20 protein-coding genes and 1 pseudogene are annotated in these 26,718 nt (G+C 57.7%); 4 read left to right on the top strand and 17 right to left on the bottom strand.

The annotated features are described in order from the left end of the window. A pseudogene (locus HWX09_RS33055) lies at window positions 1-67 on the top strand (plasmid pRiA4b ORF-3 family protein); the annotation flags it as partial. Between the two features lie 32 nt (window positions 68-99). Here HWX09_RS33055 and HWX09_RS33050 read toward each other — a convergent pair. From HWX09_RS33050 to HWX09_RS32985, 14 genes are all read right to left on the bottom strand, one after another. Further along, window positions 100-1,158 carry a TrbI/VirB10 family protein gene (locus HWX09_RS33050; protein WP_034185342.1) on the bottom strand — a complete coding sequence of 353 codons (1,059 nt, stop codon included), beginning with the start codon at window positions 1,156-1,158 and terminating at the stop codon, window positions 100-102. Then, window positions 1,151-1,975 carry a TrbG/VirB9 family P-type conjugative transfer protein gene (locus HWX09_RS33045; RefSeq protein ID WP_027782053.1) on the bottom strand — a complete coding sequence of 275 codons (825 nt, stop codon included), beginning with the start codon at window positions 1,973-1,975 and terminating at the stop codon, window positions 1,151-1,153. Before HWX09_RS33045 ends, HWX09_RS33050 begins: the two co-directional genes overlap by 8 nt. After that, on the bottom strand, window positions 1,972-2,676 hold the full coding sequence (locus tag HWX09_RS33040; protein ID WP_027782052.1) for a type IV secretion system protein: 705 nt from the start codon (window positions 2,674-2,676) through the stop codon (window positions 1,972-1,974). Before HWX09_RS33040 ends, HWX09_RS33045 begins: the two co-directional genes overlap by 4 nt. Window positions 2,677-2,857: 181 nt before the next feature. Beyond that, a complete protein-coding gene (locus HWX09_RS33035; protein ID WP_027782051.1) occupies window positions 2,858-3,565 on the bottom strand; it encodes a type IV secretion system protein in 708 nt (235 codons plus the stop codon). Window positions 3,566-3,580: 15 nt separating this feature from the next. Further along, window positions 3,581-4,735 (bottom strand): type IV secretion system protein, encoded by a 1,155-nt coding sequence (locus HWX09_RS33030; RefSeq protein WP_027782050.1) that lies wholly within the window; start codon window positions 4,733-4,735, stop codon window positions 3,581-3,583. Then, the gene (locus HWX09_RS33025) at window positions 4,732-7,212 is read right to left on the bottom strand and encodes a VirB4 family type IV secretion/conjugal transfer ATPase (protein ID WP_027782049.1); all 2,481 of its coding nucleotides are present in this window, start codon (window positions 7,210-7,212) and stop codon (window positions 4,732-4,734) included. Before HWX09_RS33025 ends, HWX09_RS33030 begins: the two co-directional genes overlap by 4 nt. A 1-nt stretch (window position 7,213) precedes the next feature. Then, window positions 7,214-7,534: a VirB3 family type IV secretion system protein gene (locus HWX09_RS33020; RefSeq protein WP_027782048.1), complete on the bottom strand. Its 321-nt coding sequence runs from the start codon at window positions 7,532-7,534 to the stop codon at window positions 7,214-7,216. Between the two features lie 19 nt (window positions 7,535-7,553). Next, entirely contained in the window at window positions 7,554-7,913 is a 360-nt protein-coding gene (locus tag HWX09_RS33015; RefSeq protein ID WP_027782047.1) for a TrbC/VirB2 family protein, read from the bottom strand. Between the two features lie 19 nt (window positions 7,914-7,932). After that, the gene (locus HWX09_RS33010; RefSeq protein WP_175888623.1) at window positions 7,933-8,577 is read right to left on the bottom strand and encodes a lytic transglycosylase domain-containing protein; all 645 of its coding nucleotides are present in this window, start codon (window positions 8,575-8,577) and stop codon (window positions 7,933-7,935) included. 967 nt (window positions 8,578-9,544) lie between these two features. Beyond that, window positions 9,545-9,751, bottom strand: coding sequence for a hypothetical protein (locus tag HWX09_RS33005; RefSeq protein WP_155257293.1), 207 nt, complete (start codon window positions 9,749-9,751; stop codon window positions 9,545-9,547). 466 nt (window positions 9,752-10,217) lie between these two features. After that, on the bottom strand, window positions 10,218-10,691 hold the full coding sequence (locus HWX09_RS33000; protein ID WP_027782046.1) for an RES domain-containing protein: 474 nt from the start codon (window positions 10,689-10,691) through the stop codon (window positions 10,218-10,220). After that, window positions 10,688-11,116 (bottom strand): antitoxin Xre/MbcA/ParS toxin-binding domain-containing protein, encoded by a 429-nt coding sequence (locus HWX09_RS32995; RefSeq protein WP_027782045.1) that lies wholly within the window; start codon window positions 11,114-11,116, stop codon window positions 10,688-10,690. Before HWX09_RS32995 ends, HWX09_RS33000 begins: the two co-directional genes overlap by 4 nt. Window positions 11,117-11,679: 563 nt before the next feature. Then, on the bottom strand, window positions 11,680-12,687 hold the full coding sequence (locus HWX09_RS32990) for an N-acyl homoserine lactonase (protein ID WP_230469057.1): 1,008 nt from the start codon (window positions 12,685-12,687) through the stop codon (window positions 11,680-11,682). Between the two features lie 522 nt (window positions 12,688-13,209). Beyond that, window positions 13,210-16,116, bottom strand: coding sequence for a YadA-like family protein (locus tag HWX09_RS32985; RefSeq protein WP_175888622.1), 2,907 nt, complete (start codon window positions 16,114-16,116; stop codon window positions 13,210-13,212). A 960-nt stretch (window positions 16,117-17,076) separates the two neighbouring features. Between HWX09_RS32985 and HWX09_RS32980 the strand changes: the two genes are divergently transcribed. The 3 genes from HWX09_RS32980 (at window position 17,077) to HWX09_RS32970 (ending at window position 23,885) form a co-directional block, all read left to right on the top strand. Beyond that, window positions 17,077-18,099: a hypothetical protein gene (locus HWX09_RS32980; protein ID WP_155257292.1), complete on the top strand. Its 1,023-nt coding sequence runs from the start codon at window positions 17,077-17,079 to the stop codon at window positions 18,097-18,099. A 1,320-nt stretch (window positions 18,100-19,419) separates the two neighbouring features. Further along, entirely contained in the window at window positions 19,420-20,112 is a 693-nt protein-coding gene (locus tag HWX09_RS32975) for a response regulator transcription factor (RefSeq protein WP_051421325.1), read from the top strand. A 155-nt stretch (window positions 20,113-20,267) separates the two neighbouring features. Continuing rightward, a complete protein-coding gene (locus HWX09_RS32970; protein ID WP_230469056.1) occupies window positions 20,268-23,885 on the top strand; it encodes an ATP-binding protein in 3,618 nt (1,205 codons plus the stop codon). Between the two features lie 87 nt (window positions 23,886-23,972). Here the strand turns inward: HWX09_RS32970 and HWX09_RS32965 are convergent, their stop codons facing one another. The 3 genes from HWX09_RS32965 to HWX09_RS32955 all read right to left on the bottom strand — a co-directional run bounded on the left by HWX09_RS32965 (window position 23,973) and on the right by HWX09_RS32955 (window position 26,484). Continuing rightward, window positions 23,973-24,485, bottom strand: a complete 513-nt coding sequence (locus tag HWX09_RS32965) for a S8 family serine peptidase (protein ID WP_080681213.1) — start codon at window positions 24,483-24,485, stop codon at window positions 23,973-23,975. Between the two features lie 97 nt (window positions 24,486-24,582). Continuing rightward, window positions 24,583-25,308, bottom strand: coding sequence for a response regulator transcription factor (locus tag HWX09_RS32960; protein WP_027782042.1), 726 nt, complete (start codon window positions 25,306-25,308; stop codon window positions 24,583-24,585). A 447-nt stretch (window positions 25,309-25,755) separates the two neighbouring features. Then, the gene (locus HWX09_RS32955; protein WP_155257291.1) at window positions 25,756-26,484 is read right to left on the bottom strand and encodes a hypothetical protein; all 729 of its coding nucleotides are present in this window, start codon (window positions 26,482-26,484) and stop codon (window positions 25,756-25,758) included. Window positions 26,485-26,718: the final 234 nt, after the last annotated feature.

The raw sequence follows: 26,718 nt of genomic DNA, 5'->3' as shown, positions 1-26,718 counted from the left end.
GTTCGATCTACGTGCTGCCAATGCCACGCTGCTACGTATGGCATCCAATCGTTGGGGAAACCGGTAACTCACCCCGTCAAGATGGTATCGGCTCCACGCTTACGCCATGTCGTTGCCTTGTGCCTGCGTACTCTGATAAACGATCGTGCCGTTGGCGTTGCCCCCGCGCGTGGCCAGATAGCCGATTGCATCCTGGCTCAGTCCGAGCAGCATCGCCGCGCCCACACGCTCGCCCCAGTGATTGTCGAGTGCACCGGCCACGCCCATACGACCTAGCGCATCGGCCACGGGTGAGTCGATTTGTACGATCACGCCATGCGGTGTGACGATTCTGGCCGACAGAACGAATACGCGCTTTTGCCCGGGCGCGAGATTGGCACGATATTCGCAATTGATTTGCGATCCGCGCTCGATGAGCACAACGCGCCCGTCGTCAGAATAAATATTGCGAGTGACCGTGCAGGTCGAAATGCCGGCTTGTGTCGAATCGAACGCGGTGTCGCCCGCACAGTCGATCTTGGTGCCCTGACTGAGCAGCAAGCTGCGGTTGCCGATAAACGCGGCTTTCACCTTTGGCGTGCGGGTCGGAACCAGCGTCTGCGCCAGGCTCGAGAACGTACCCTGATCCGCGCCACCGGTCTGTTCGCTCACGTGTGCCAGGACCGTTTCCGACCCACCGGAGGCTGCTTCCTTCATGTTGCCAGGCTCACTCTCACGGCCGGCAACGACAAGCAACGGTGCATCGTAATAGCTGTGTGCCGGTCCGATGCGATCCACGGCTACGGCCGCGCGTGGCGCTGATACAGCCATCGATGGCGCAGGCCCCGCACTTGCAGCTCCGGCAATTTCCGCAAGCGCTGGATCGATCTCGAATACCTTGTCGTGCGTATCCTGAGCACGAACCGCATTGCGCCGAGCGCGCTCGGCAGCATCATGGCGGCTGAGCACGCCATGAACCGTCCACACGGCGCCAGCTAGCGCGAGCATGACAATCAGGAGTGGGATAAGCCAGCCGGCTATCGAGCGACGATTCTGCCCATCTAGACTGGGTAAGCCGCGATCCAGGACGGTAAACGAATCGGATCCTGACAGGTCGATTTGGTGTGGCTCGAGATTGTCGTGAGGGGATCTACCGTTGCGCGAAGTCTCGTCAATCATCCTCGCTGCTCCGCAAAGTACGGCGCACACCATCGACCGTTACACCGTGCCGAGGCGCTACGCCGTCAACGTCAAATGCGTCGTTCCACAGTCCGACCGTCTCGTCGCCTAGACGCAACACGAGACGCCGAGCCAGCTCATGAACGACGATCACATCGTGGTCCATATGCTTGTCCACAACGCGCTCACTATCGTCGTCTTCAACGCGAAAGACAGCGGGTATTCGGCGATTGTTCGGAATTCGGATATATGTGAAGCGACCGTCATCCCACGCCGCAGACGGTGCAATGTCTTCGGCATGCGGCATGACCTGCATCGAATAAGCGGTATTGCGCACGCTCGAAGGTTGGGAAAGGCGTTGTTGCAGACACGTCATGCGCGCCGCAATACGAGCGTTCGCTGCGTTGGCGTCGGGATACACAAAACTTACCCGGTACATTTCGCGCGCATTACCGAAGCGGGCTTTCAGCGGCAGCACGACAAGATCGAAACTGTAACTGCGTCGATCGGTCCGAATGACGAGATTCGTGTCGTGCGCCGCAAGCTTTGGTTTCAGATAAACGTCGTGATCGCCCCGGTTGGCGACGACGTGCCATCCGTCACGATCACCTGGCGCGACCACAAGAATATGCTCGCCCGGATCCAGCGCGATATGCGTGGCGAAGCCGCGCTGTGCGACAACGCGCACCACGTCATCTGGCACGAAGCGTACTTGGCGCACCCGCGCATCACGAGTCCATTCCGGCACGATATGAGCATCGACGGATTGCGCCGCCACGCTTGCTAGCATAACTGTCGCGGACACGAGCACGTTCATCGCGTCCCTCCTGCAACCGCAGCCTGAGCAGGTGATATGTCTTCGGCATCCCGACTGTACGCAGTGACCTTGAAACCAAAGGGGTTTTCGATTGCCGTACGCTCGCGCATCAGCGTAGCTGGACGATACGTAAAAGCCAGCGTAATCACGAAACGTTGTGCGGGCTCGCCACTGTCGATACCATTCTTGAGAGTCGTGCGTTCGATATGCACGACTGCACGGCCGGGCTCGTCAGGCACCAGAGTGGTGGACACAACTCGAACACGGTACTGTACCGACGCTCCTAGGCGTTGATCTAAAGCGTCAGGTCCGCTGTAGATTTGGCGATATGCGCGTGCGACCGACTCGTCGCTCATTTCAAGGACACGGTCGTAGTCCATCTGCAGCAATCCCCAGTCATATCGCTCTCGCGAGCGGACATAGACCGCGACCCAATGCCTGTCTTGTATCTCGCGCAGTGGAATGTGCTTTGCGTCAAGCACATCGATGAGTTGCGCTTCACCAGTGAGCTTGTCCACCTCAATCGGTAACGGCACCACACGGTAAAACGGCGTCATCACGGCAAGCGCGGCCACAGAGCCCATTGCAACGGCAACGGCTGCGCCCGCCACCTGCCATGCTCGGCGTTCGGAGCGCGCCTGCAGATGCGTGAGCGACGTCTCAAAGTCGAGCGCGCGTCGGTAGTCGTCCGCGCCTTTCATGGGCAGTCCCCAACTGATGGCGCAACTTTGCCGAGCGGAATAGGAGACTGCTGATTGACCGGCACCCGATGAGAACCATCGGGCAGCTCCGGTTTGGGCGGCACACTGCCACACCCTGACAGCACTATGATCAGCATGCTCAACGTCATCGACGACCAAATCGGCTTCACGATCGTCCTCCTTACCGTCCAAATGTCGCCGGTACCATCTCGTCCTGAAGGCGGCGAGTGTTGCCAGCTCGCTTGAGAATCAGTTCGGACTGCTGCTGCGCGATTAAGCGGTCCTCGGTATCCGACAGCGCCTTGAAAAGCTGCAGCTTCGTCATTTCGTTGCCGACTGCAGTGCTCTCAGATTGAATGCGCGCCTGTAGCTCTGCGATGCCTTTCGCATCCTGGGTGGCATCGATCTGCCGCATCAAGCGCTCGATCCGGTCAAGCTCCGCCAGCTCGGTCTGATACGCTTGCAGACCGAGTGCCTTGTCCTGAAATGGCTTGTTCAGCGCGCGTTGGCAAATCTGCCGATCGATGCCGCGCTGGTCCTCGCAGTCATAGAGCTTGCTTTGCGCACGTAACGCTTTTGCAGGACCGGTGAGGCCCGCATACCCACCCTGTCGAATCGCTGCATAAATGTCTTGCCAATCAGCAGGCAGCGCATTGGCTAGCCCCGGTCGGTCAAGCAACGCGCCGAACCCGCGCGCACCGCTCATCGAGCGATACAGCGCGATTTCCTGCTGCACTTGCTGCTTTAACTGTCCGACCATCGCAATGGCCTGAGCCACGTTCCGTTCGTCATAGACGGAATAAATCTCCGCGCTTGCGGGCATGGCAATCACACCGGCGACCGCAGTCGCAGCAATTAGGATGTGGGCCGTTAATGAGTGACGCTTCATGGTTTGAATCCCTCGTCAATCCTCGGTTTGATCGAGATGAGCACGTGCGGCGCGCTGATAAGCGGGCGCTCGCACGGCCCCGGTTGTGCGCGCAAGCGCGCCGACCTCACTTGTCCGGACACTCGACGACGCGCCTCGGGGCAAGGCATGCAGTACGGACGCCAGTGTGCCGATCATCTGTTGGGACGCGTATCCCGAGACGAAGGCGCCAAAACCGGAGAGGGTCGCGCCACCGGCAAGCCCAGAGGCGACGGCCGGCAGTTGCCAGCCGATCATGGCCAGTAGTACGGACGTCACGAACATGCCAAATGCCGCCGCCCATGGCGCGCTCGCCTCCAGTGCCTCGCGCGCGGCTGCCGCAAGCGCATCAGCAGAAGTCTCGGGCGGTGCCGTCGTCACATGAAATGGCGCGAGATTGGCTGAGAATGCGGCAAGCGCGAGCCCCAGGAACGCTGCGACCAATACCTGAAGCAGCGCATAGTTCACCACCTTGGCCGTCCAAGCCTCAAAAAAGCGCGCGGTCGGGCTAAATGCAGCGCACGCGATAAATGCGGGTCCGAGCGCAAGCACGAGATCAAGCAGCATGCGCGCCATGAGAACTTCGACGGCCAACACCATCAGGAAAATCGCCCCGCCGAACGCAGCTACCAGACCGCAGGCGAGGTCACCGATGCCTGCGACAATGCCACTCATACTCAACCCCTCGTGGGTTGCCTTATCGAAATAGGCGTCAACCACGAGGTTAAGCTGCCGGTCATAGCAATCAAGCGTGCGGTAGATGCCGGCCGCGCTTGTGTCTGATGCGCTTGCTTGCACGAGATCCGCGCACCCCGCGTTGCCGGCACCAGCGTTGACTGCCGCGGTTTGAATTGCCTGAGCAACGCCGGTAGTGGCCCCGCTCACGGCGGTGACAACATGCGACTGATAAAGACCTGTGCCCAGTGCAAATGCGAGTGTGATTGCGACTTTCATGCCTCGCCAAGCGAACGCAGGGACCGGTTCATGGGCCTCGCCGCGAACCACGGCCATGCCAAACGCGAGAATCCAGATCGTCACCCCCGTTGTCGCCACTGGTACAAGCGCGGAGGAAAGCGCCGACGATGCGTCTGTCACATACGTTTGCATACCATTTTCGAGCGTGCCGCCCACCGCACTGAAAAGCCCGTTCATCGCGCACCTCGCTCAGGGCTTACCACGGTGTTCACATGATCTGTTCGACGCGAACTTGATCGCGCTCGGCGCGCGGCCACTGCATCATGGAAGTGCGGCAGCCATGCTTCCGGTGACTCACCCACATCGGCTCGAATCGCATCGAGCAATGCAACGTTATCCGTCGTGCCAGACAGTACGTCGAGCATGTCACCCAAACCGGTTAAATCCAGCCGCCCGACTGCCGAACGATGGCCTTGCTTAACCAGAAATAGCCGGCTGTGTTCGCCCATGCGCCGCACGATGTTGAATTCGGCTTCGGAAAGCTTAAACCCATGCACGTAGTCGCCGTAGTCAGCTGTAGGGTTCGGTAGAAAGAAGAATGTGGCTGTTTGCTCGACAAGTGCGCGGGCAATAGGACTATTGAGTACATCCGCGGGCGACTGCGTGTCGAATATACCCAGACCATTTAGTTTGCGAATCGTCTTTTGCTTGTCGTTTGCAAATTCTCTAAAAACCGGATCGCGTAGCCGCTTCCAGAACTCCGTCATCACGTAGATAAAGCGCCGTCCGTCCATCAAGCGCTCGGTCAGATGGAGCAACACCATCGTGAGGGGTGTGGACGCTTCGGGATCGTCAAGAAGCTCCGTATCGTCAAATCCGAGGAGACTATGGCTGTGAAAATCAATCCGGTCCACTGGATTGTCGAGCAACCAGCCTAGACGTCCACCGGCACACCATTTAGCAAGCCGCGCATGCAAACTGTTTTCGCCAACGTTCGGTAAAAGTTGTCGGACCATCGACAATCGTCGCAACGAGCGCTCCATGCGCGCGACCTGCTGGACGGCGCGGGAAATGTCGAGCTCCTCCTTGGCTGACAGCGCAGAGCCGCTATCGACGAGCTTGCATACGAGACGTTCCCAAAAATTGCGCGTGGCCTCGTCCGGTTCAAGCTGGAACGGATTCACACCGGTCGGCTCTCCCCGACGAAAGACCGTATATTTACCGCCCATTGCACGAATGCCGATCTCGGCACCGCGATCCTTGTCGTAGAGCACGGCGGTTACGCCATACTTCGTCGCCATGGCGAGCAAGAATAGTTCGAGCACCGTTTTACCCGCGCCGGCACGACCGATGATCTGCGTATTGGCCAAAGCCTTCTCGTCGATGGCGTCGGTCTTCTCAGGCGTCGCGTGAAAATTCAGATAGAGCGGTTGGCCACTGGGCGTCTTCACGATTGTGATGGCCTCGCCCCACGGATTGCCATTGCGTTTTCCGGTTGCGAAATTATGCAGACTGGCCATTGCGCAGAAATTGCGCGAAGTGAGCTTCGCATCCCGCGGCCGATATCGCCAATTTCCCGGCCACTGCGCAAACCATGCGGCGTCGGCCACCAGGTCGATGAGTGCGCTTTGGAACCCGGCGTCGGCCAGGGACGTCCGTGCGTGGGCGACATGGCGGACCACGTCGTTTAACGAGTCGCCCATTACAGCCAACGTGTAGTGATACTCGCCTAGCACAAAGTCACCGTTCACAAGATCGTTTAATGCACGATCCATCGCTTCAATTTGGGAGACGGCCACGTCGTCGCCAGCGACAAGTTGATTGCGCTGACGCTCGAGCGTCTCCTTGGCACTTGGACGATCGAGAACGGTGAAGCTTTGCGTTTCGATATACTCGAATTCTCCATACAGCAATCCGTTGAGCATTCCTGGTTCGGTTTGCTCCGGATAATCCTTCAGATCGAGCATGGCCGCGTATCGGGTTTGCGCAGGCATACGGATTTCGAGTTTCTCCCGTTGAAACAGCAGCCGAGAGGTCGGCAGCGCCTCGTAGATTGGACTGGCCGGCACCGGCACCACTTCCCACGTTGCATTGACGAGATAGCCCAGCATCTCGAGCGCGGTCGAATAACAGCGCGACTGCCCCGTCAATGGATCGGGACGCTCAACCACACCCAATGCGATAGGCGCCCAGGGTTTTAAACCCGATTCCATCTGCGAGGCGATATCTCCCATGGCTCGCAACGCGTCCTGCTGGTCGCGACGAATATCGTCGAGCGTACGACGGGCCGCACGGCTAAATGCCCGTCCCAGTGTCGTGCGATGTGGTCGATACACCACGCTCAGATACAGCTCGTTGACCATCATTCGGTATCCGGAAAAGCTCGCGTAGTAGCGCTCAGCCAACTCCTGACAAAACCGGTTGGAGTACGATGTCTCGAAGCGATCTGCGGTGCGCCGCCGTAGCCGATGTATCCAAAGCGCAATGTGGCCGCCAGGGAGGTTACGTACGAGCTGATTGAATCCAATGTGGCGTGTAAGGATCTCGGCCGGATCGACCGCTTCGAACGCGATGCCGGGGATTTTCCAGATTTGCACGTAGTCGCCCTCGCACGTACGAATAACCCGGTCTGTGACGTGCGAGGAAAACGGAATAAAGTCGGCAAGCACCACTTCGCGTTGCGCGACTGCAGCCAGCGTTGAGCGCATATTCATGTCAACCTCTGCGCTTGAAACGGATAGGCCCATAGGCGTGAGCGTCCCAGAACGGACAATTGCGCTGACGCAGCTTCATCCTGAAACGCAACAGACGCTGGGCGAGCCGCTGATCGTCCTCGCGCGCGACCATTCGCATCGTCGCGAATACTGGAATGATCAGCAGCACGAGCCCAACGCCCGCAGGTGGACTGGCAATCAATACCCACACGGCAGGAATCAGCATGCCGCCGAGGACGATCAAGAGCGGCACGAGCGGTACCCCCCATAGCATTGCAGGCCGGGTGCAACCTTTGAAGACGGGGTCCGTGAGTGCGTCCATTAATCACTCCATGCACACATCAGCTTGTCGGAATCAGCATGCCGGCGATCACCGTCGCACAGCCGACGAATAGACCGCCGATAAAGACGTGTGCAATATCACCAAACCGGGCATGTTGAAACATCATCTTGAAACCTGCCCAGATGATCGAAATCGAACACACCACTCCACCGACGCCGAGCAATGTATTCTGGATCGTAATCAGCAAGGTGCTAACCTGAGTAAGCTGAGCGCTTGCTGGCACAGCCGTCACGACAAGCGCACTGGCCACTACAATTCGAAGAGGAACAAGAGAAATTGTTCTGCAGAATATATCGGCGATCTTTAATAGACTATTATTTAGTAGCAGTGCTACGCTTTTAACATTACCCTTTCTCATCTTCTATCACCTTTTCCGTTCAGAAGATCACAGCATCGGTTTCGGACTCGCCATCTCGCTGACCGCGCACCGTCCTGTCTTCCGGGTTCTGGAGCGCAGAAGATGCTGGCGAAAACCGCGGTCTAATCTCCCTGTGTGAAGCTACGGGGCGCGCGGGGATCACCGGAATTGGCTTTGCCACTGAAGTCGGAGCGGGCACGATGGCTTGGGTAGCGTTTGCAGCTGTTACCACACGTTCGACGTATCCCGTTCGGAGGCCGGTGATAAAGTCACCGCTTTCATAGCATGACAACGCCGCGCGCAGTGCCTGCCGAGGGTTCGAGTAGACAACACGTGCACGTGCGAAGCACTCGCTTAGAATCGTCGCGCCAGCAGCCAAGTTTTGGCAGACATCGAACACGTTTGATGCCGTCAGCCCGTAGCGAGACCAGTTCGCTCGATTGATTTGCGTGAGGCCCGCACTATAGTTCCACCCGGTTGCCTCAAGCGCGTTGACCGTGGCAATTGCTTCATCTTGGCGCCGCGGTTGCCTTGCCAGACGGCCGTGGACAACGCCGATTGCGTACGGATTGAATCCGGATTCGACGCGCACAATAGCGGCTAGCGTCGGCGGTGCGACGGCAGGTGCACATTGCTGAGCCAGCGCCGTAAGGTCGTGTGCCATCATCAATCGCTCTCTATTGTTCCGCCGAAATCTCTCGACTATTTCGACATGTCACTCAAAGCGGTTTCACCACAACCGCTGAAGCCGCCCTGATCGCGACGGCACATAGTCAGGAGCTCGTTCGTGTTATGAGTCGCATACCGCCTCGGTCCTGAGTTGTACGCGAACCGTGGTGGGAACAGGAGGGAATTTATGCAGTAGCTGGCAAGAGCCCAAATCCGTCTTGTCGACGGATTCTCCCGTCGAATCGAGGCGTTGTGCTCAGCAAGTTAAAAATAGCGGATCGTCGCTATGAACCGCGCCGCGAGTTGTAGAGACTGGCCGACTCTGCCCCATGTACCTGAACCAGGTTTTCATGGGCAGTGACCACCGAATCCGGCATGCGTAATCGCCAGCTGGCAAGAGAGTAGTCCTCCACAGGGCGACTCGACTCGGACGCATTTTCGCCATCGCGAGGGGTCACCGGCAGTTTGGTACTTTATGGTCAGCTATGCGAGACAACCAAGCGCCATTTCAGATTCCGGCAATGTAGAGCAGTGTGCTATTCGTCTAGCGCATTGCCAGGTCAGCGCTGTCAATAGGTATTATCTTCGCTTGGCAAGTGTGTCGAGAAGTTTCGCAATTCAATTCCACAGACGAAATCGGTGCCCGGCCTACATCGCCTTTGGTATTCGGTGGCGGCACGCCCGAACTGGTGCTGCGGGCGGATGAGCACGGTAAGCGCACCCAGCCCATCAGCGGCCAAGTCTGCCGGCACTCGGCTCAGATGTCGTTCCTACTGCCCGCGCCAAATAAAAATCTATGGTCGGTCGGATTTTTGCAAGCGTGGCAGTACTGACCTAAGGTGGACTTGCTCGAATCTATCCGGGTCGTGGATAGAGATGTGCGATCGTTTGAATTGGGCGGCGATGCAATTCACCGGTCGGAGGTGGACATTATTGCAGCTTAATCCATTCAGGCGTGGTTCTCAGGGGCGCGGCATCGCCGCGATGACGTCCCGCCCACCGCCTTCAAACCACGCGTCGATCCAACTGACTGAGCTTGGCTTATTCACTACTTGCGCGAGCGTGCCGAGGCGATTGCCAGGGTACGCGCGCAAATGGTTCGTCACGGCCACGCTCAATTCGCGCCGCACGATCTGACGGGCGGTAAAGTCGTCGGCGAGCGTGTTCACAAGTCACTCTAGGGTGGTGGCCGGCGGTGTGGCGGACGGTGCGGAAACTGTTGAAATCGTCGACTTCTCCTAATGGACGTTCGTTCAAATGCTCACATTTCATTTAACTTGGATCGTGCCTACGCTGCGAGCCAATATCCACAAGGCTTTCTGTCCCGGCCCCTTAAAATGAAATCCGCGTCACCCAGCCCGAACACTAAATAGACACTAAAAAGCAGACACGAGACGCTCCGAGCGAGGGCGCAAGCCGCGCATTTTCGAGCAGAATCCTACCCGCACCATGACGTCGGTTCCTGAGCCGCAGCGCACTCGCTGAAGTCTACGCAACTGTCCGTCGTGAATGCAGCCGGCCGGCGCAACCTGTAGCACGTGGCAATGCCATTACCTCACATCCAACACAGATGCTGCGCGTCTGCGGTCACGCCCTGTGCCCGCCCGTGAACTCTAGCAGTTCATCTGGATGCCGCTAAGACTGTCCAACGTAAGGCGCCAGAAATAGTCGCTCGTCCCACACGACCGGTTGTGGGTCAGCCACGACGATCCGCGGGGCATCGGGATGCATCGGGTTGACCAGCACATTGAATTCCGCGCGGGCCACAACGGATGGAACAACAAGGAGCACCGAGCGGGACTCCGTCAGCCATGCGTCACCAAACCGACGTGCCACTTGCAGTGCTGCTGCATCCCATCCTGCCGGCAGCGTTTCGACCGTATGGCGCTCGACGACGACATCATCGGGAACAGCCGCTTCGACCCATCCGTGTGTCCTGGGTACCTTGCCGATGCGCGCATGCACGAGCACCTCGAGCATCGCACCCGCGAAGGTCAGCGCCGCATAGATGACCGGACGGCCCGGGCTGTTGAAGCGGCCGCCGGCCAGCATCGCGCCGGTGCCGCTCCAGATCGTGTGTCGTGTGTCGGCGATGCGATACAACTTCATGCCGGCAGCCCGTAGAACAACTTCCAGAGCAATTCTTCGACGCGGCGCGCGCCGAGCTCGGTCAACGCAACGTCGAGCGGTGCACGCCCCTCAAGTTCGGGGTGCGGCGTCGCCAGGAATTCCCGCGCGTCCTCTTCGTCGTTCCAGACGTAGGTGGTCGTCGCAACGATCCGCGCCAGGCGCTCTGTCTTTTCCGATTCGTCCTGCGTCAGACGATCGCGGCGGCGCTTGTAGGTCGCCTCCGGAATGATGCGCGCAAGCAGCGCGCGTCGGGCGTCGGCACCCTGCGTCGCATGCTCGACACCCGCACGCAGAGCAGACTTCGGAAGACCGTCACGCACGCGGGCCTCTAGTTCCGCGAGGGTATGAGGCAAGGGGCGAAGCTCCATGACAGCTGCCACAGCTTCCGGCGTAACGAGTGACATGACGACTCCCAAATCGGTATCGATTGATACCTGATTATAGACCATATGATACTCATCGCATGACGTTCTCAGACAGCGCCTGGGTGTCCCAATCGTAAGACGCGGCTTGTCGGCACCGGGTATGGCCACGCGGCATTCTTCCTCGCCACTCAATAGCCTGCTGGCGAGCAACGGGTGGCGGCTTCAAACAGGCTGCCGTGCCGGCCCATCCGCGACGGCCCCCGAACGCTTGCACGACGTCATTGCGCATGACACACCTGCTGGCAAACGCTCGGGCTGAGTGCTGCGCGACTCGGTGTGCGGCAATCGTGGCCCCGCGAGAAGCGCCGCGGCTCGGCAAGGCCGGACTGCTGAGCGCATCAGCCACGGCTTGCCGGCATCGCGGGGACGGGAGTGCGATAAGTCACTGACGAATCGACGGACCATACATGGAGTTTCCATGTGCAACAGGGCAGTTGCTGACGCGCCTGTTGCGCTGGTAAGGCTCCAAGGCGAGCCGTCGCATGGGCCCGGAAGCGGACCCCAGAATCAGCAGCCCCTGACAAACCCTAAGCAGTTCAATATCACGCGGGAGGGATCGGTGGAACCAGCGGAATCGGATCAACCGGCGGATTCGCAATTTCCGGAGGCACAATCATCTGATCATTTTTGTCATAGACGAACGTAGCTTCGTCTGACCGCGATGACGGAAGCGTTATCCGGATGATGGGTACGATGCGCTTCGAGGCTTGCTGGTAATCCACTTGGTCACCTTGGGCTCCCTTAAGTCCATTTGCGTGACCTGCAAGATAGAAAAATGCCATGATTGGCAGCTTCTCAGGGATATCTTGATCCCATGTAGCTAAACGCAGCTCATTTTGCTCGTGTATGGATTCTTCGCCGATCAACGCCATTGCCTCAATGCTGGTTTTGAAAATCGCGGCGCTCGCTGGGGCGCCGTGATGTACGTCGAAGCCGCATTGGTGTGCGTGCTTATTACCATTTGTGTTGTTGTAGTGTGACAGCCACTCCGAAGCAGTTGAAATGCCTCGCGCCTGACATGGACCGCTATCAGTCGGAAATGAGTTATCCGCACCGCATCCGTTGCCCACTCGATTTTCAGTATTAGCATCGATGGGGAATGAGCATAGAACTTCAGGCTCCACGACATTCGGCTTTATATTATACCTATAAGGAACGAAAATTAACCCATTACTGTACCCATAAGCCAGTTTGCTGAACTTCGAATCTCTTCGCAGATAGGAGAATGAGACGCCTCCACTCGAAACGGAAGCAGGACTTGGGTTCCATGAGTGGTACTGAGACGAATGCTCGGTCCCGCGAAGCATTACCCCGGAACAGCGAAACGCTGGGTTTGTCGCACTGCCGCAATCTGCAGCCAGATTATTGTAATTGTCCGTGAGTTGTTGCGTGACCTTGTTGCCAGCGACTCCGACAAGCGCGACCGAGCCACCCTCGCCCGAGTATGCATGGGCGAGTGAGATCCCAGCGAGGGAAGACATCATTATCATGAAGATACAAAACGATTTTAATTTCATTTTTCCACTTTTCTTAAAATTGATAAAATTCATGAGATATGCCGATTTTTCATCATCGGCACTCTTGCTTTTAATATGATTGGACAGGCGAGCTCCACCATCTCACCCGGGCGCTAATGGAGTGGACGCTCCTCGACATGGGCATACAAAAATGGAAAATAATCAGAGACGGTGTCGAATAGGCGCCACGGCGCCGTTAGCCCGATGGCGGTACTGCTTACGGGAGTGAATGATGCGTTTCCGCGATTCTCGTTTGCGACGGCTTCGGCGCACGGTAACCGCCCGCGGCCTGTCATGAGCCGCGCGGTACAATTTCCGGGTGGTTGCGGCGGATATCGTCCGTACTCGCAGGCGATCGATCGTTGAAGTCCCAACGCTCGTTCGGCGCCGCCGTCACTTAGCATATTTGCCCAAGGCGGGCGGCTCGTCGGTGGCCTCTATCTCGTCGCTCCATGGCTGCTGGTCCTGCCGCGTATTGCCAACAGGACCAGCGCAGGCAATGAGGTGCGTCCTAAGCGCCACCCGCAACGCAACTCACAGCGTCATTCCGGTTGCTCACCATACGAGACCGGCGCCGACACCACCCGCCACGGTTCCTCGTGTGTTCGTCGAGCCAGAAGCCTTGATGATCCAGCGCCCGGCGTAGGTGGACAAACCCACCGCAAGAGCAGACTGGCCGGCGTACGTGCCGCCGCCCACTGAGACGACGCTCTTTCCGGGCGCCGGCGCTTGCGGCAGCGACGCAATGGCCACGGCTGACGCGGTGCCTCCATTTGCATCCGCACGATCGTGTTCGATCTGCGATCGCAAGCCTCCCACCGATTCGTTGAGCTGTTGGACGTTGACGGCATCCGTCGGTGCGACACCGGCCGACACGTTGGTCAGCGTGCGCGTCATGCCCGTGGCGCTGTTGCCGAACGAGACGGCGTTGTCCGCGTCAGCCAGGGAACCTGTACCAATTGCAACGCTGTTATTGCCCCACGCCGTCGCGCCCTGGCCGACCACGGTGCTGTTCTCGCCATGAGCCGATGCAGCTTGCCCGATCGCAGTGCTATTGACTGCACGTGCATCCGCCCCGGCGCCGATCGCTGTCCCGCCCGACGCTTGCTGGGCCGAATTCGCGCCGATTGCCATGGTGTCGCCGGCATCGCTGTTGATAACGGAGCCTGAGGCGGCCCCGACGTCGCTAACATCCCGGCGCAGATTGGCCATCGTCATGACCTGACTATCATTGCGCAGATCACCGGCATCGGTTTCGATCTTGCTGACGCGATCGTCCATCGCGCCCATTCGGTTTTCGAAGTCGCTTTGCAGCGACGACAACTGGCCATAGTTCACCGCGTCGTATCGGCTCTTGCCATCGGCAACGTTGGTTAGCATCACCGGCGCTGCCGACGGACCGCCCAGCGTCACCGAGCCATAGTTCGGATTGCCGTGCGAGTCGAGATCGTAGCGCAGCGCCAGCGAATCTGTGGCGCCATACGCCGCGGCCGCCTGCACCGCCTCCGATACCGTCGCGTACTTGTGACCGTGCACTTCAATCGAATGAATGGCCACGTGGCCGCTTCCATCGACCGTCGTGTCGCCGCCGATCGCGTTCGCAAGACTCGTAGCTGCGCCGTGCAACTGCGCCACGTTCACCGCGTCGGTACCTTGCGTACCCGCCGCAACGTTCACGATCTGGCGCTCGCTTCCAGCATTGCCCACTGAAATGGTATTGACTCGATTCGCCTGGGAACCCGCCCCCAGCGCCACGGCGCCGTTCGCCCCTTTTTCCACGAAGGCTTTCGCGCCGAGCGCCATCGCGTCGGTCACGTTTCGGGCAACGCTCGCGCCCGTGCCCAGCGCAATGCCATTCGTTGCGCCCACCACGGCCTCGGCGCCATTGCCGATCGCAATCGAACTCTCCCCGATCGCGTGCACATTGTTATTGCCGACAGCGATCGCGTTCTCACCGTTTGCCTTCGCCTGCGAACCGATTGCAACGGCACTGGCTCCATTCGTCGTCACATGCGATCCGATCGCCACCGAGTACGGCTGCTCGGCACCAGTTTGCGCCATATTGCCGATCGCCACGGAGTTGTCCGAGTTCGCGATGGTACGCATGCCAATGGCAATAGTGTCTGCGCCCGACGCAACCGACCCGACCCCGATCGCAGCCGAGGTCGTGCTCGCCGGATCGCCGTCGGCGATACTCGCCGCGTTCGGCAGGCTACCGTCAGCGCCCTGACCGTCGATCAGCACGAAATTCGACAAACGTTGCTCGTCGATGGCAAAGGGATCGGCAACCAGCAAGCTGCGCCGCGACGCCAGATCGGACGAGAGCTTGTCGGTACGGCTCGACACCTTCCCGATCGCATCAGTCAGCTGATTCAAGTTGACTGCGTCGGTACCTTTCGTACCCGCCGCCAGATTCGAAATGCGGCGCTCGCGCCCGACGTCGCCCACCGACACTTGATTTGCTTCCAGTGCGACCGAGTTGATACCGATCGCGACCGAATTGAGTCCGGTCACGCGCGAACCAGCACCCAAAGCGATCGAGCCGTTCGCTATCGCATTTGCACCGGCGCCAACTGCAACGGCATTGGTTCCCGTCGCTATCGCGTCTACACCTTGCGGCTTGATTTGGATGGACTTCATCGCAAGGCTGACGTCAGCCAGCTCATCCCGTATCGGCTGCGTCGCAGCAGTCAATTGCCCCACATTGACCGCATCGGTATCCGCACTGCCTGCCGCGACGTTCTTCAATATCGTGCCATGCTCGCCGCGCAGCGTTATCGTGCTGCCGGCGGCATCGTCGTACGCTACCGCGTCTGGATCCATACCGCCGCCACTGTCCGCGGCTGCCGCGATCGCGTCGCCGACGTTACTGTAGGTTTTGTCACCGACGCGATACTTCGGCGCCGTCACGCCACCTGCTGCGTCCACCGTCGAACCGCCTCCCAGCGCCGTCGCGACACTCTTTGACGCACGGTGCAATTGCGAACCGTTTATCGCTTCCATACTCGTCGCACCGACCGTGCCGGCCGCCACATTCTTCAAAGTCGTACCCTTCACGCCAAGCGTGATCGAACGCTTGGCGGAATCGTCGTAAGCAACCGCATTCGGATCCGTACCGCTATCGGCAGCCGCGGCGATCGCATCACCAACGTTGTCGAATGACTTGCCGCCTACTTGATATGTCGGCGCCGATACGTGGCCGTTGGTGTCGATGTTCACGCCAAGCACGTTCGCCACCCTCGAAAGCTGGTTGACGTTGACTGCATCACCGGCGCGGCCGCCGTTCCTGATGTTGGAGACTCTAGAACCCGAAACGCTGATTCCCTCCTTGGACGACAACACAAGCCGATTGCCGGCAATGGTCGCTCCTTCGGCATCGACGGTTATCCGATTCGCCTTGAACGGATCATCACCATAAAACAGCCCGGCTGATTTACTTCCCGCCCATACACCCGACCACAAATATGTATCAGCCCCATCCCCGGAGGTAAGATAAGAAAAATACCGACCCGCCATCTGGGAAAAATGAGCCCCCCGCACTCCCCTATATTTTAAATTATCCCATCTAGCGCAATTTTCAAATAGCAAACCGCTATTTATGCAGTTGCTGGCCGCGGGAGTTTCATATCCAACATATGGATTATGCGCATACGCAGCAGAAGAAAATAGGACGCCACACCCACCGCCGGCGACCATTGCAAGCGCGACGGGAACCTTGTACAGCCCGCGCGCGCCCACACGCAATACCGTGCTTGAAACAAATTTACATCGCATACCAATCAATTCCAATAATCACAACACGAATTTAATACCAATAAAAAATTATGCAGTTTTGAAACTCGACTGCATCGGCGGCAGAATACCGGCATCCCGGGGCCAGCCTCAATACATAGTCTTCGTACCGTTGTAATTTCGGAAATTTTTCGAGTTCCAGAATTATCTAGCAGCGTTTCGGGGCGAACGCGCTTATTGTTCCGGTCGCGCGGTTACATAAATCCGGTGGGCGTTGACCGCTCTGCGCGGTGTAACGACGGACTCGACGCATAGCATCCTTGGAGCACCGAATCCGGGTGTTTTGGCGGTCGACAACCGAATTAGGTGCGCGTGAGCAATATCACGTTCGCGCTCACTAATGAGGGCCGGCTGTTTCTAGCGGCGATCCGAGGCGTGGCCACCGAGACATAGTCGAAGACCAATACTCACGGACATGAAAACCGTTCTCTCTTTCCAAGTATTGCGCAACGTAAGCCCCCGGTTTGCCGTCGACTCCGGAGGGAAATAGTCGCCGAGCTAAGCCAGCTATTCCGATCCTGTGGCCGGTCTGGCGTGACGCGTCGCCAAGTGGGTGAATGCGATTGCGCTAAACAATGCGCCCATGAAATCCGTTCAAGCTTTCCACCGCAAGCGATTTTTCCTTAAAACATGTCAACCCCTGAAACATCCGAACGACACGGAGAAATCTATCGATCAGAAACGACGATCAAAAACCACAACAAGGTACCACCAGGAAACTTTTACACCAGCAGCATCACCATGAATCATTTTTTTAAACTCTGCTTATCTTCAATAGCATTCTTTTTTATCAGCCAAGCTGCGACTGCACAAAACAGCGCGGCTCCGGCGCAAGCAAAAGTTATCGACTACGTCGGACCTATTGCGATCAGCCAACTTTACGATTGGTATTACAACACCCCAAAAAGCTGTGGCAGCCAGTATCGACCAGCTTTCCTGTGTAGCGGAGTAATGTTGCGCGCCACCGTAGAAAGTCCCGCTTTCCGACCATGGAACCCAAGTCCAGCCTCGCAAGCCAGTGGCGGCGTCTCTTTCTCGTGGATCAGAGCCGATAGTAACTTTTCACGGCTTGTTTTTGGTTACAAAAACGGATTCATACTATATCCCGGATATAGCGCACTTAAAGGCAAAGACAGCATCATGGTTCTTTGCGCTTATTCAATGGACGGCGGCACCGACCAGCGTCCTGGGAATGGTTGCGGCGCGTCGACGAATTACCCCGCCGAAAGCCGCCCCTGCATCGCACAGGGAATCACGGATGCTCAAAAGTGGATAGAACATTTCAATTCCCTAAATATAAAATACAGCGATCAATGCGGCTGGGACGTCACCAAAGGACACGAGGACACTGCAGATCATTTTTATCAAAGCATTCTTGCAAGACAAAAGATGCTTTCTCCATGGTGGGAGATCCAAAACGAATTGCGGATCGCTACATGGAAGCCAAACAACGGCGAAAATCTTCCGATTCATTCGTTTTTCTACATAGCAGGAGACAGCCAGGCCTTAACCAATGCCAAAAACGATCAAAAAACCTTCTATCAAGAATATGGAATTGTAGTTCCGGTTATTGCGATCACTCTTCCAGCATCAAAAGGCAAGAAAGCCTCTTTTTCCTATAAACGCAGCGATCAATCTCCGGAAGTTTTGTAACCGTTATATGAGAACCTGAAATATGGGCCATCTGTCGACGACGTCACGCCCCGTTACCCTTTCCACGCTCCGATAATCCGGGGCTTGGACCAGCCAGGCTCGGCGTGATTCTCGCCCTAATGCAGTCATGATCCAGGGTGTTGTCACCGGGCTTGGCGGGTGGCTTGGGGTTCCTGAAAGGGGTGGCTGGGATATCCCGACGCCGTCCATAACGCGGAGATCTGCGATGGTGACTGGATGGTCGTTCCGTTCACGCTGCTCATACTTCGATACACCGCACACGACAACACGGCGCTATCGATTCTTCATCAACATCAATGTCGCTAATGCGAGCATCGTGCCGTCGCACTCGACAGGGATAGCGAGCGTCGATAGTTAGCGATCAGATGATGAAACAGATGAACAGGCCCCCCACGCGGACGGAGGGGGCGCGGTGGCTGGCCCGCGGGGGCATTGCCCAGAAGTCCGATACTGGCTGGGTCGAGGCAGACGTGCGCATCGGAGCGCACACGCGAGGTTGCTCGCGCCCCCGACGCTTACGCGGGCGGACGGGCCCGTTACTTGATCCACACGGAGGAGGCAAATCTGTAGACGCCGGATCGCACCGCGATCGGTGGATCGCGCAATCATGAGGGAATTTCAGGAAAGACGCCGGTGATGCTCCAGCAGGCAAACGTGACCCGATGCGCCTGAGCCATATCATCCGATGCGTAATCCATGTTTCGACGGAACTCCAGCGTGGTCCACACGATATCGGGCCTGCCCGATTACGTCGGACCGTTTCATTCCTGGAGGTCTCCCATTTCCTGTATGTGAGCAGCAACAAGAGAGGCACTCAACAGTAGGAATTCCGGCACTGTATACCCGAGTTTCAGCGCCGCCGACTCGACATGTCGGTAATCATCGGGACGCACCTCCACGATCACTGTCTTACCCTCCACCCAAGCACTTTTCATTACTCCTCCTTGCATCAAGTCGCGTGGCTCTGCTGCCCATGCTTCGTTTGACGGTGGTTTGTCACGATCAGGGCCACGATCCGCCTCTTTTTCAGACTTCTCGAATCTACTCGGTTTGGTCCTCAAGGCCATTGCCAACGTTGCCCGGAACAGAAATACCCCAAAAAAGGGCCGTAACGACTAGCATTCTAATTACCGCTACACTCACCCAAAACCCGCCAAAAATAGATTAATAGAAAATAAATAAAAGATAAAGCATTCCCGATAAGACTGTACGGCAAATCCTCCATTTCCGACATCAGACAATTCTTATTTTTCACTAAACTTGTAGGCGCATTCTGATTTTATTATTTGATGAACATAAATGATCTATCGCTTGCTAAACTTCGCCGAAGTTAATTTGGGGGATTGTGAAATGGCTTGGCGCGTTGTGCTCGCAGATGACCATCCGATCATGTTGCTCGGTTGCCGCCTTCTGATCGAGCAGAATGGCATGGAGGTTGTGGGAGAGGCTGGCGACCCGAGCGAGTTGATGTCAATCCTGGCCCAGGTTGCTTGTGATGTCGTAATCACGGATTTCTCGATGCCCAACACGGGGCGCGCTGATGGACTCGCAATGCTTTCGACCCTACGGCGGGATCACAGAGCCTTACCCGTCATTGTGCTCACGAATATGGCGAACGCCGGTTTGTTGCGTGCAATGTTGAACGAGGGCGTACTGGGCATCGTGGAAAAGGGAGCGGAAAAAAGCGAACTGTTCGCTGCCGTTCGCACCGCCCTGCGAGGCGCGATCTACATCAGTGCCAGACTGCAGCGCGAATTGACGAAACTTGGGCTGACCGAGATGGAAAGCCAGAGGGCTGCGAATTTGACGCCACGAGAGTTGGAAGTGTTGCGCCTTCTTGCCAGCGGCAAATCGCCAACGGAAGTAGGCCAGATATTGCATCGGACCATCAAGACCGTCAGCTGGGCCAAGACATCGGCAAAGCGCAAGCTCGGCCTCAAAAGCGATGCCGAACTCTACGAGTATGTCGGCAACCTCGGGCTCAATGGCTAATACCGTTTGCCCGGTCGCGGCGACGGTCGGAGGTGCCGTATGGTCTCGGTTCAGAGTCATGTCCACCAGAACGATTCGGCCCACTCCCCAATCAACTGAAATGTGCGTGCCGCATCAGCGGCAACATCGCAATTCAATCGCACGGTAAGTGAATTTTGAAGAACAGCTTCTGGGTCAGCTTCCGGTTGAGCGTTGCCATCGTCGTCGCAGTCCTGAGCACGTGCCCGATCGAGTCCGTGACGGTCGAAAATGTCGAAGAATCGACGCTTCGGTCGGCGGTGCCTTGGCCGAAGGAGCCGGCGGTGCACACTCAAATTCACGGAACGGCCGACCGCTTGCTGCTTACGTCGGACGAGCGAAGCTGGCTGGCCTCGCTTCCCCCGATCAAGCTCGGCGTGGACCCGCAATGGGCACCAATTGCCTACCTTGACACGAAGGATCGCCCGAGCGGCATTGCTGCGGACTACCTGGAACATATTTCGGCATCGCTCGGCATTCGCTTTGCTGTCGTGAAAACGAATTCGTGGGCCGAAACCTTGTCACTCGCACAGTCGGGTGATCTGGATGCAGCCATACCAGTCAATACGCCGGTCACCCGGGACGGGGTCTTGCTCTATAGCGTCCCGTTTATCACTCTCCCCGACGTAGTCGTCACTCGACCTCACGCGTCGCCGCAAGGCATCATCGACCTTGCCGGCCGCCGGGTAGCCATCTCGGATCCCAGCGAGCTTCCCGCCACGGTACGGCAACAGATGCCCGAGACGGAAATTGTCGTGGCTGCGAGCGCCCATCAAGCAATGAACGCAGTGGCGGAAGGACGTGCCGATGCCTATGTCGGAAACGCGGCCATCGTAGATTTCAACATCCGGAACTATTTTCCCGGCATTCTCAAAATCGCGTCGCCGGCCGATCTCGACAGTCGGCTCAGTATTGCAGTCAACCGTCGCTACGAACGACTGATTCCCCTGATCAACCGCGCGATTTCCGCTATCCCGAAACGGGAACAGCAACGCATTCGAAGCCGATGGCTATGGCCTCGATATTCGGCGGGTCTGCCATGGAAAACGTTCGAGCTTGTGTTGCTCGGCACCGCGATCGTATTGGCAACCATCACAACTGCATACGTCCGGCTGCGCCGCGAGATCCGCCGGCGATTAGCAGTTGAACGTGAACTGGCAGATCAGCTCAGCTTCCGCGAAGCGCTGATGGAGTCTCTTCCATACCCGCTGGTCGCGAAAGATAGCGCGAACCGATATATCGCACTCAATCACGCTTATGAAACTGCATTCTCGTTGAAGCGCGACGAGCTGATCGGTAAAACGACGCTCGAGGCGTCCCCGCTGGATCCCCAATGGAATAGGCACATCCATGCGATAAGCGAACAAGTGCAGGGGCAGCAACAACCTCATCATGCCGAGGTCAACCTGATGGACAGCGACCAGAAGCAGCGGTCCTGGCTGTACTGGATGCATCCCTTTCAATTACCTAGTGGGAAGCCGGGCGGACTTCTAGTCACGTTGGTGGATGTCACCACCATTCGCGATGCAGAACAACACGCACGCGCATTGGACCAGCGATTGAGGCGCGTGACCGCCCATCTTCCAGCAGTCGTCTTCGAATTACGTCGCACTCCAAATGGCTTGCATCATTTTCCTTACATCGGAGGCAATACCCGTGCCATGTGGGACCTGGATGCACAAGCGATGGAAGACGATGCGCTGACGGCGCTTTCACGCGTCCACCCCGATGACCGATCTCTCATCAAATCGGCTGTCAAGCATTCCGCGCTGACCATGACGCCCGTCTCCATCGATTTTCGCTGTCTTTCCCATGGATGCGAGCGTTGGATTCACACAGAAGCGACGCCGCAAGCCGAGCATGACGGAACGATATTCTGGAGCGGCGTCTGGTCAGATGTCACTCACATCAAGGCGCAAGCCAGAGAACTGGCTCGTGCGAAAGAAGCAGCCGAGTTGGCCGCGGCGTCAAAAGCAAGATTTCTGGCCACCATGAGCCATGAGATACGCACACCGATGAATGGGATCGTTGGGATGCTCGAGCTGTTGCGACACGAATCGTTGACCATCAAGCAGCAGCGGATGCTTCACATGATCGGGGAATCCGCGATGACTTTGATGCAGATTCTCGACGACGTTCTCGACTTCTCGAAGATCGAGGCAGGACAGTTGGAAATCGTGCCTGAGCCGACCGACCTGCGTGCGCTCCTGGACGGAGTCAGTGCCGTAGCCGCTACGCTCGCCCACGACAAGGGCCTCGTCGTGCGCAATTTCGTCAGCCACCGACTCGCCGCCGAACTGGAAATAGACGGCCTGCGTCTTCGCCAGATTCTATTCAACCTGATGAGCAATGCAATCAAGTTCACGGAAAGCGGCGAGGTCGGCATACGCGTCGAGATTATCGACTGCCGCAACGCGTGCCAACGTGTTCGCTTCACGGTACATGACACGGGTATCGGCATCACCCCGGCGCAACTGCAATGTCTGTTCGCGCCTTTCACCCAGGCCGACACGTCGATATCACGCCGATTCGGCGGCACCGGCCTGGGGCTAGCCATCTGCAAACGACTGGTCGAACTGATGCAGGGCTCCATTCGCATTGAAAGCACCCCGTGTATCGGTACGCACGTGATCGTCGAATTCGACCTGAATGTCCATCTCGTGGTTCGGTCCACACCGGTGGCAGGCAAGCACGCCAGTATCGATCTATCCGACATAGCGCTCGCATCCGCGCTGCGCGAACTGCTGGTGCCGCTCGGCGTCGTCGTGACTAGCGATACCTCGCAGGCAGACATACGCTTTGTGGACGAATGCAAGCCTTTCGAAATCCGCGACGACAGGCTCGTTATCAGCCTAACAGACGAACCCATCCCGACGGGATACGAGATCTCGCCGGACGGCATCTGTCGGCTCAGCCACAATCCGTTGACAAGCGCCGCAATCGAAGCACTGTGCCTTCATGCCGCCGCCGTGCCTCGCTTCACAGAGACCGATACCAGTCTTCCATCCGCTGAATGTCCGTCGTCAGGCGTTCGCATTCTTGTCGTTGATGACCATCCCATCAATCGGTTTGTAATCGAGGCGCAAGTCGCCCGACTCGGTTATACCGTCGTTGCAGTCTCCAACGGAGCGGACGCACTACACGCACTGGATGATTACGATATCGCACTGGTACTTAGCGATTGCGCGATGCCGGACATGGATGGCTACGAGCTGGCAAGACGCATCCGCTCACGGGAACCCCGGTCGCGGCGCATCCCCATTCTTGCGTTGACGGCCAACGCATTGCCCGACGAAGCAATTCGGTGCGCCGAAGCCGGCATGGACGACCTTCTCGTCAAACCCACGACGCTGACCGTACTGCGGGAGCAGCTTGCACGCTGGGTACCGGCGTCGCCTTGTCTGACACTGACGGACGCCATGCGCTGTCTTGCTTCCCCCCTCTCGCCCGAAGACTCCGCGTACTTGCCGACGTTGATCCCGGGATTTCTTGTCGAGACCGCGAAGGATATTGCCCTCCTTCAGGCCGCAGTACGAAGCGGCAACGTAGTGGCAGCGGCCGAGCATATCCACCGCATCGCCGGCGCAAGCAAATTATTCGGTTCGGACGTCCTGGCCGAAGCGGGCGAGCGGTTATCCGCCCGACTTCGAGCGGATGGCGTGATCGGCCAGGAGGCAGCACTGTCGGCGTTTTTCGCACAAGTCGAGCTATTGACTACCAGACTCAACACGTTGATGGCCGCACAGCGTGAATAGTGATAGCGCCGCTGCTCAGCCTGAAAATCCAACCGGAGCGGTAGCCGCCTGGCAAATGAAAGTCGGTCCGTTCATTAGCGGGCCGGGCTATTTCGCTCGGCCGCAGCAGCCGATACCGCAGCTTCCGCAATCAAGTACGCCCCGCCCCGGCGAAATCACTCTGCACGGTCGTGTCTTCGACACAATGGACATAAGACATGCCGTGCGCTTCAAAATGCTCGCGACCTCAGCCGGAGTCAACCAGGGGTTGGTCGTCAACATCAGCGATACCACGCCCGACACCTTGGGCGCTGCGACCCTGGTGCGATGCATATAGCCGTAGGATGCATCGGCCGGAGCTTGCGTACCGGTGTTTGAGAGTGTCCAGATGTCCGTCCCCGGTGCGCTCCGCATCACGTGTGGTTGCGTATTGCTGTCCAACACGCGACGACCGGTCACGTCGCTTCCCCCCAATGAAATCACGCCTCGGCAATTTTCCGGTGCGTCGATCTCGTTGACGCCATCATTACCGGCGGCAGCGACAACGGCTACGCCTTGCTCGACGATAATCAACATAAAAATTGTGAATAGGCGAAGATATCTCCTGAAATTTTCAATCATGTCAAACTCGAAAAATTGATTCAAAGATGACGCGACCCACTCTTTTAATTACGTAAGCATGCGTCGACGTGAAGATCGAACCAGAAGACAAAATGAGTTAACTTCGCCAAAGCATGTCTCGTACAGCGTCTACCAGATCGACATTGGTCTTCACGCCGAACTTCCTCATCGCGCTTGCTTTTTGAGTGCTGATGGTTTTCCGACTCCGACTGAGTTTTTCCGCAATCTCTCCAACTGCCAATCCGCGCTCGAGAAATCGGACCACATCAAGCTCTCGTGGTGACAATAAATTGGTTCTCGCCTGTCGGCCACCACCTCGACTGGAATCGCACAGCATATCCCCCGCAATGTCCGGATCCACATACTTTTTCCCCCGCATGACTTTATCAACGATCTTGGGCAGGAAAAGTGAATCGTCGCTCGATTTCACAACGAACGCGGAAACACCGTTTTTCAGCGCACGCCGGATAGACAAGCCATCCCTCAACTCGGCCAACAGGATAATCTTCACATGAGGATGGTTTCTGCGGATCCTTTCGAGCATTCGCATCCCGTCCGGCGCCGGATCGTCGCCAAATGCATAATCGCAAATCAACACATCGCATGCACAACTGCTCAACAGCGAGGCCATACCAGACAACGTATGCGCCTCGGCAACGATTTGCATACCATCCACACGTGAGAATATGTGGCGCAGACCCTGCACGATCATCGGATAAGGGTCTGCAACGACAATATCTATCTTTCTCGCCGAAATAAAGTCATCCGGATTCGTACCGGACGAAGGCGAAATCGAATAACTCTCTCGGTCAATAAAGCTCATCGATGGAAATTCCGAACATGGCTATCAAAAAATTGCCTCGATGACGCCTCCGACACGACAGAAGGTATCCGGTCACTGCGACAGTGCGCCATCCCAAGCTGGAGACCGCGACACAGACGGTCGCGCGAAATCCATGCCTGAACAATAGCGCTCGACACCACCTCAAGGGACTAGAAAATTCTCATCGTCAGCGCGAAAAAAGCGCATCCGCCGCGCATCATTGGAAGCACGACGACCATGGCGCGCGACCGGCGCCGAGATGGGTCGATGGCCCACATGCCCGCCGTCCGGCAGGTGCGCGTGGCTCATGCCTGCCTTTTTCAGCGCAGATGGCCTGTCACGCCCGACCGAATGGCATTGTCCGATCACACGTTCGGGAGCACACGCTTGTTGAACGGATTCTGGATCGCATGGATTTCGGCTGGATCGAGCACGCGTCGCCCACCGTCAATAGGGAATCAGGCGGGGATGGTCGATGGAGTTGAAATACCACTCGCCGCGTTTGGAGCGGGTCTCTCGATGGAGCTGGCGATCCCGTGTCGCTTCACGCCAGTACGCGAATTCCGCGTTCGTCATGTCGAGCCCTTCGGCTACGTCGTCCATGGGGACTGCATGCCTGGCCTTGGATCGCGCGCTCTTGGGCACCGCGCGTACCGTGGCGTGCCAGTCAGGGTTGTAAGACTTCGTCGCGGTCGTCGGGACGGCAGCGTTGCGCACCGGGTCACCATGCGATGTCTCATATTCCGGCATCGCGAGCGAACCCGCCCGCCTATTTACGTCCTCCGCGGCAGGTATGCGCGCGGGTGCGGATTGCTGCGTCGATGCAACGGAGATCGTGCCGCGATAAACACTGTCGGGAGACGGATGCGCCTCGCCGCTTTCGAGCATATGTGTAGCAACGCAGCACGGCGCCGCGAACGCGAGGCCAACGGCAAGCGTTCGCCGCCACGAGCGGCGCGCAGGACGGTGGCGTCGCCATGGCGCGTTGCCGGATCCGAAGTCCGCGGCGGATGCTTTTGCTTGTTCGCGCGAGACTCCGTGGGGGCACAAGTCGAACACGCGTGGCCCGGGCTGCCGGATTTTCTCGAGCGCGCTGCCGCACCGACCGTACGGCGGCGGCACGTCGGAAAAAGGGGCGACAAGCGGTAGTGCGAAATGACCGGTGATGTCCTGCATATCCGTATACGAGCGACGAATCCGCCGACACATGACGTGTGGCCTCGCCCCTCCATCACTTTGAATGAAAAGGCGAGTATCGCTGTCGATTCCGACCGCCGTAAATCAGCCAAGGACGAATCACCGCAGTCCAGCGTCGGCCGATTCCGATCCGCTCCGAGTTGCACCGGCTGGCGTGCACTCCTGCGGAACACACATAAAAAAGACCCGCGCGAGGCGGGTCCGGAAATACGG

Origin of the sequence: Burkholderia sp. BCC1208 (genome assembly GCF_902833095.1) — a bacterium.
Lineage (GTDB): Bacteria > Pseudomonadota > Gammaproteobacteria > Burkholderiales > Burkholderiaceae > Burkholderia.
Note: the sequence above shows the minus strand (reverse complement) of the source record. Positions and strands in the feature narration are given on the sequence as shown.

Coding starts and splice junctions, on each gene's coding strand:
- HWX09_RS33025 (WP_027782049.1), bottom strand. CDS start 7,212: ATGAATATGCGCTCAACGCTGGCTGCAGTCGCGCAACGCGAAGTGGTG.
- HWX09_RS33050 (WP_034185342.1), bottom strand. CDS start 1,158: ATGATTGACGAGACTTCGCGCAACGGTAGATCCCCTCACGACAATCTC.
- HWX09_RS33030 (WP_027782050.1), bottom strand. CDS start 4,735: ATGAACGGGCTTTTCAGTGCGGTGGGCGGCACGCTCGAAAATGGTATG.
- HWX09_RS33040 (WP_027782052.1), bottom strand. CDS start 2,676: ATGAAAGGCGCGGACGACTACCGACGCGCGCTCGACTTTGAGACGTCG.
- HWX09_RS32995 (WP_027782045.1), bottom strand. CDS start 11,116: ATGTCACTCGTTACGCCGGAAGCTGTGGCAGCTGTCATGGAGCTTCGC.
- HWX09_RS32960 (WP_027782042.1), bottom strand. CDS start 25,308: ATGAGCTTTATTGACCGAGAGAGTTATTCGATTTCGCCTTCGTCCGGT.
- HWX09_RS33010 (WP_175888623.1), bottom strand. CDS start 8,577: ATGGCACACGACCTTACGGCGCTGGCTCAGCAATGTGCACCTGCCGTC.
- HWX09_RS32975 (WP_051421325.1), top strand. CDS start 19,420: ATGATCTATCGCTTGCTAAACTTCGCCGAAGTTAATTTGGGGGATTGT.
- HWX09_RS33045 (WP_027782053.1), bottom strand. CDS start 1,975: ATGAACGTGCTCGTGTCCGCGACAGTTATGCTAGCAAGCGTGGCGGCG.
- HWX09_RS32980 (WP_155257292.1), top strand. CDS start 17,077: ATGTCAACCCCTGAAACATCCGAACGACACGGAGAAATCTATCGATCA.
- HWX09_RS32955 (WP_155257291.1), bottom strand. CDS start 26,484: ATGCAGGACATCACCGGTCATTTCGCACTACCGCTTGTCGCCCCTTTT.
- HWX09_RS33015 (WP_027782047.1), bottom strand. CDS start 7,913: ATGAGAAAGGGTAATGTTAAAAGCGTAGCACTGCTACTAAATAATAGT.
- HWX09_RS33020 (WP_027782048.1), bottom strand. CDS start 7,534: ATGGACGCACTCACGGACCCCGTCTTCAAAGGTTGCACCCGGCCTGCA.
- HWX09_RS33000 (WP_027782046.1), bottom strand. CDS start 10,691: ATGAAGTTGTATCGCATCGCCGACACACGACACACGATCTGGAGCGGC.
- HWX09_RS32990 (WP_230469057.1), bottom strand. CDS start 12,687: ATGAATTTTATCAATTTTAAGAAAAGTGGAAAAATGAAATTAAAATCG.
- HWX09_RS32965 (WP_080681213.1), bottom strand. CDS start 24,485: ATGATTGAAAATTTCAGGAGATATCTTCGCCTATTCACAATTTTTATG.
- HWX09_RS33035 (WP_027782051.1), bottom strand. CDS start 3,565: ATGAAGCGTCACTCATTAACGGCCCACATCCTAATTGCTGCGACTGCG.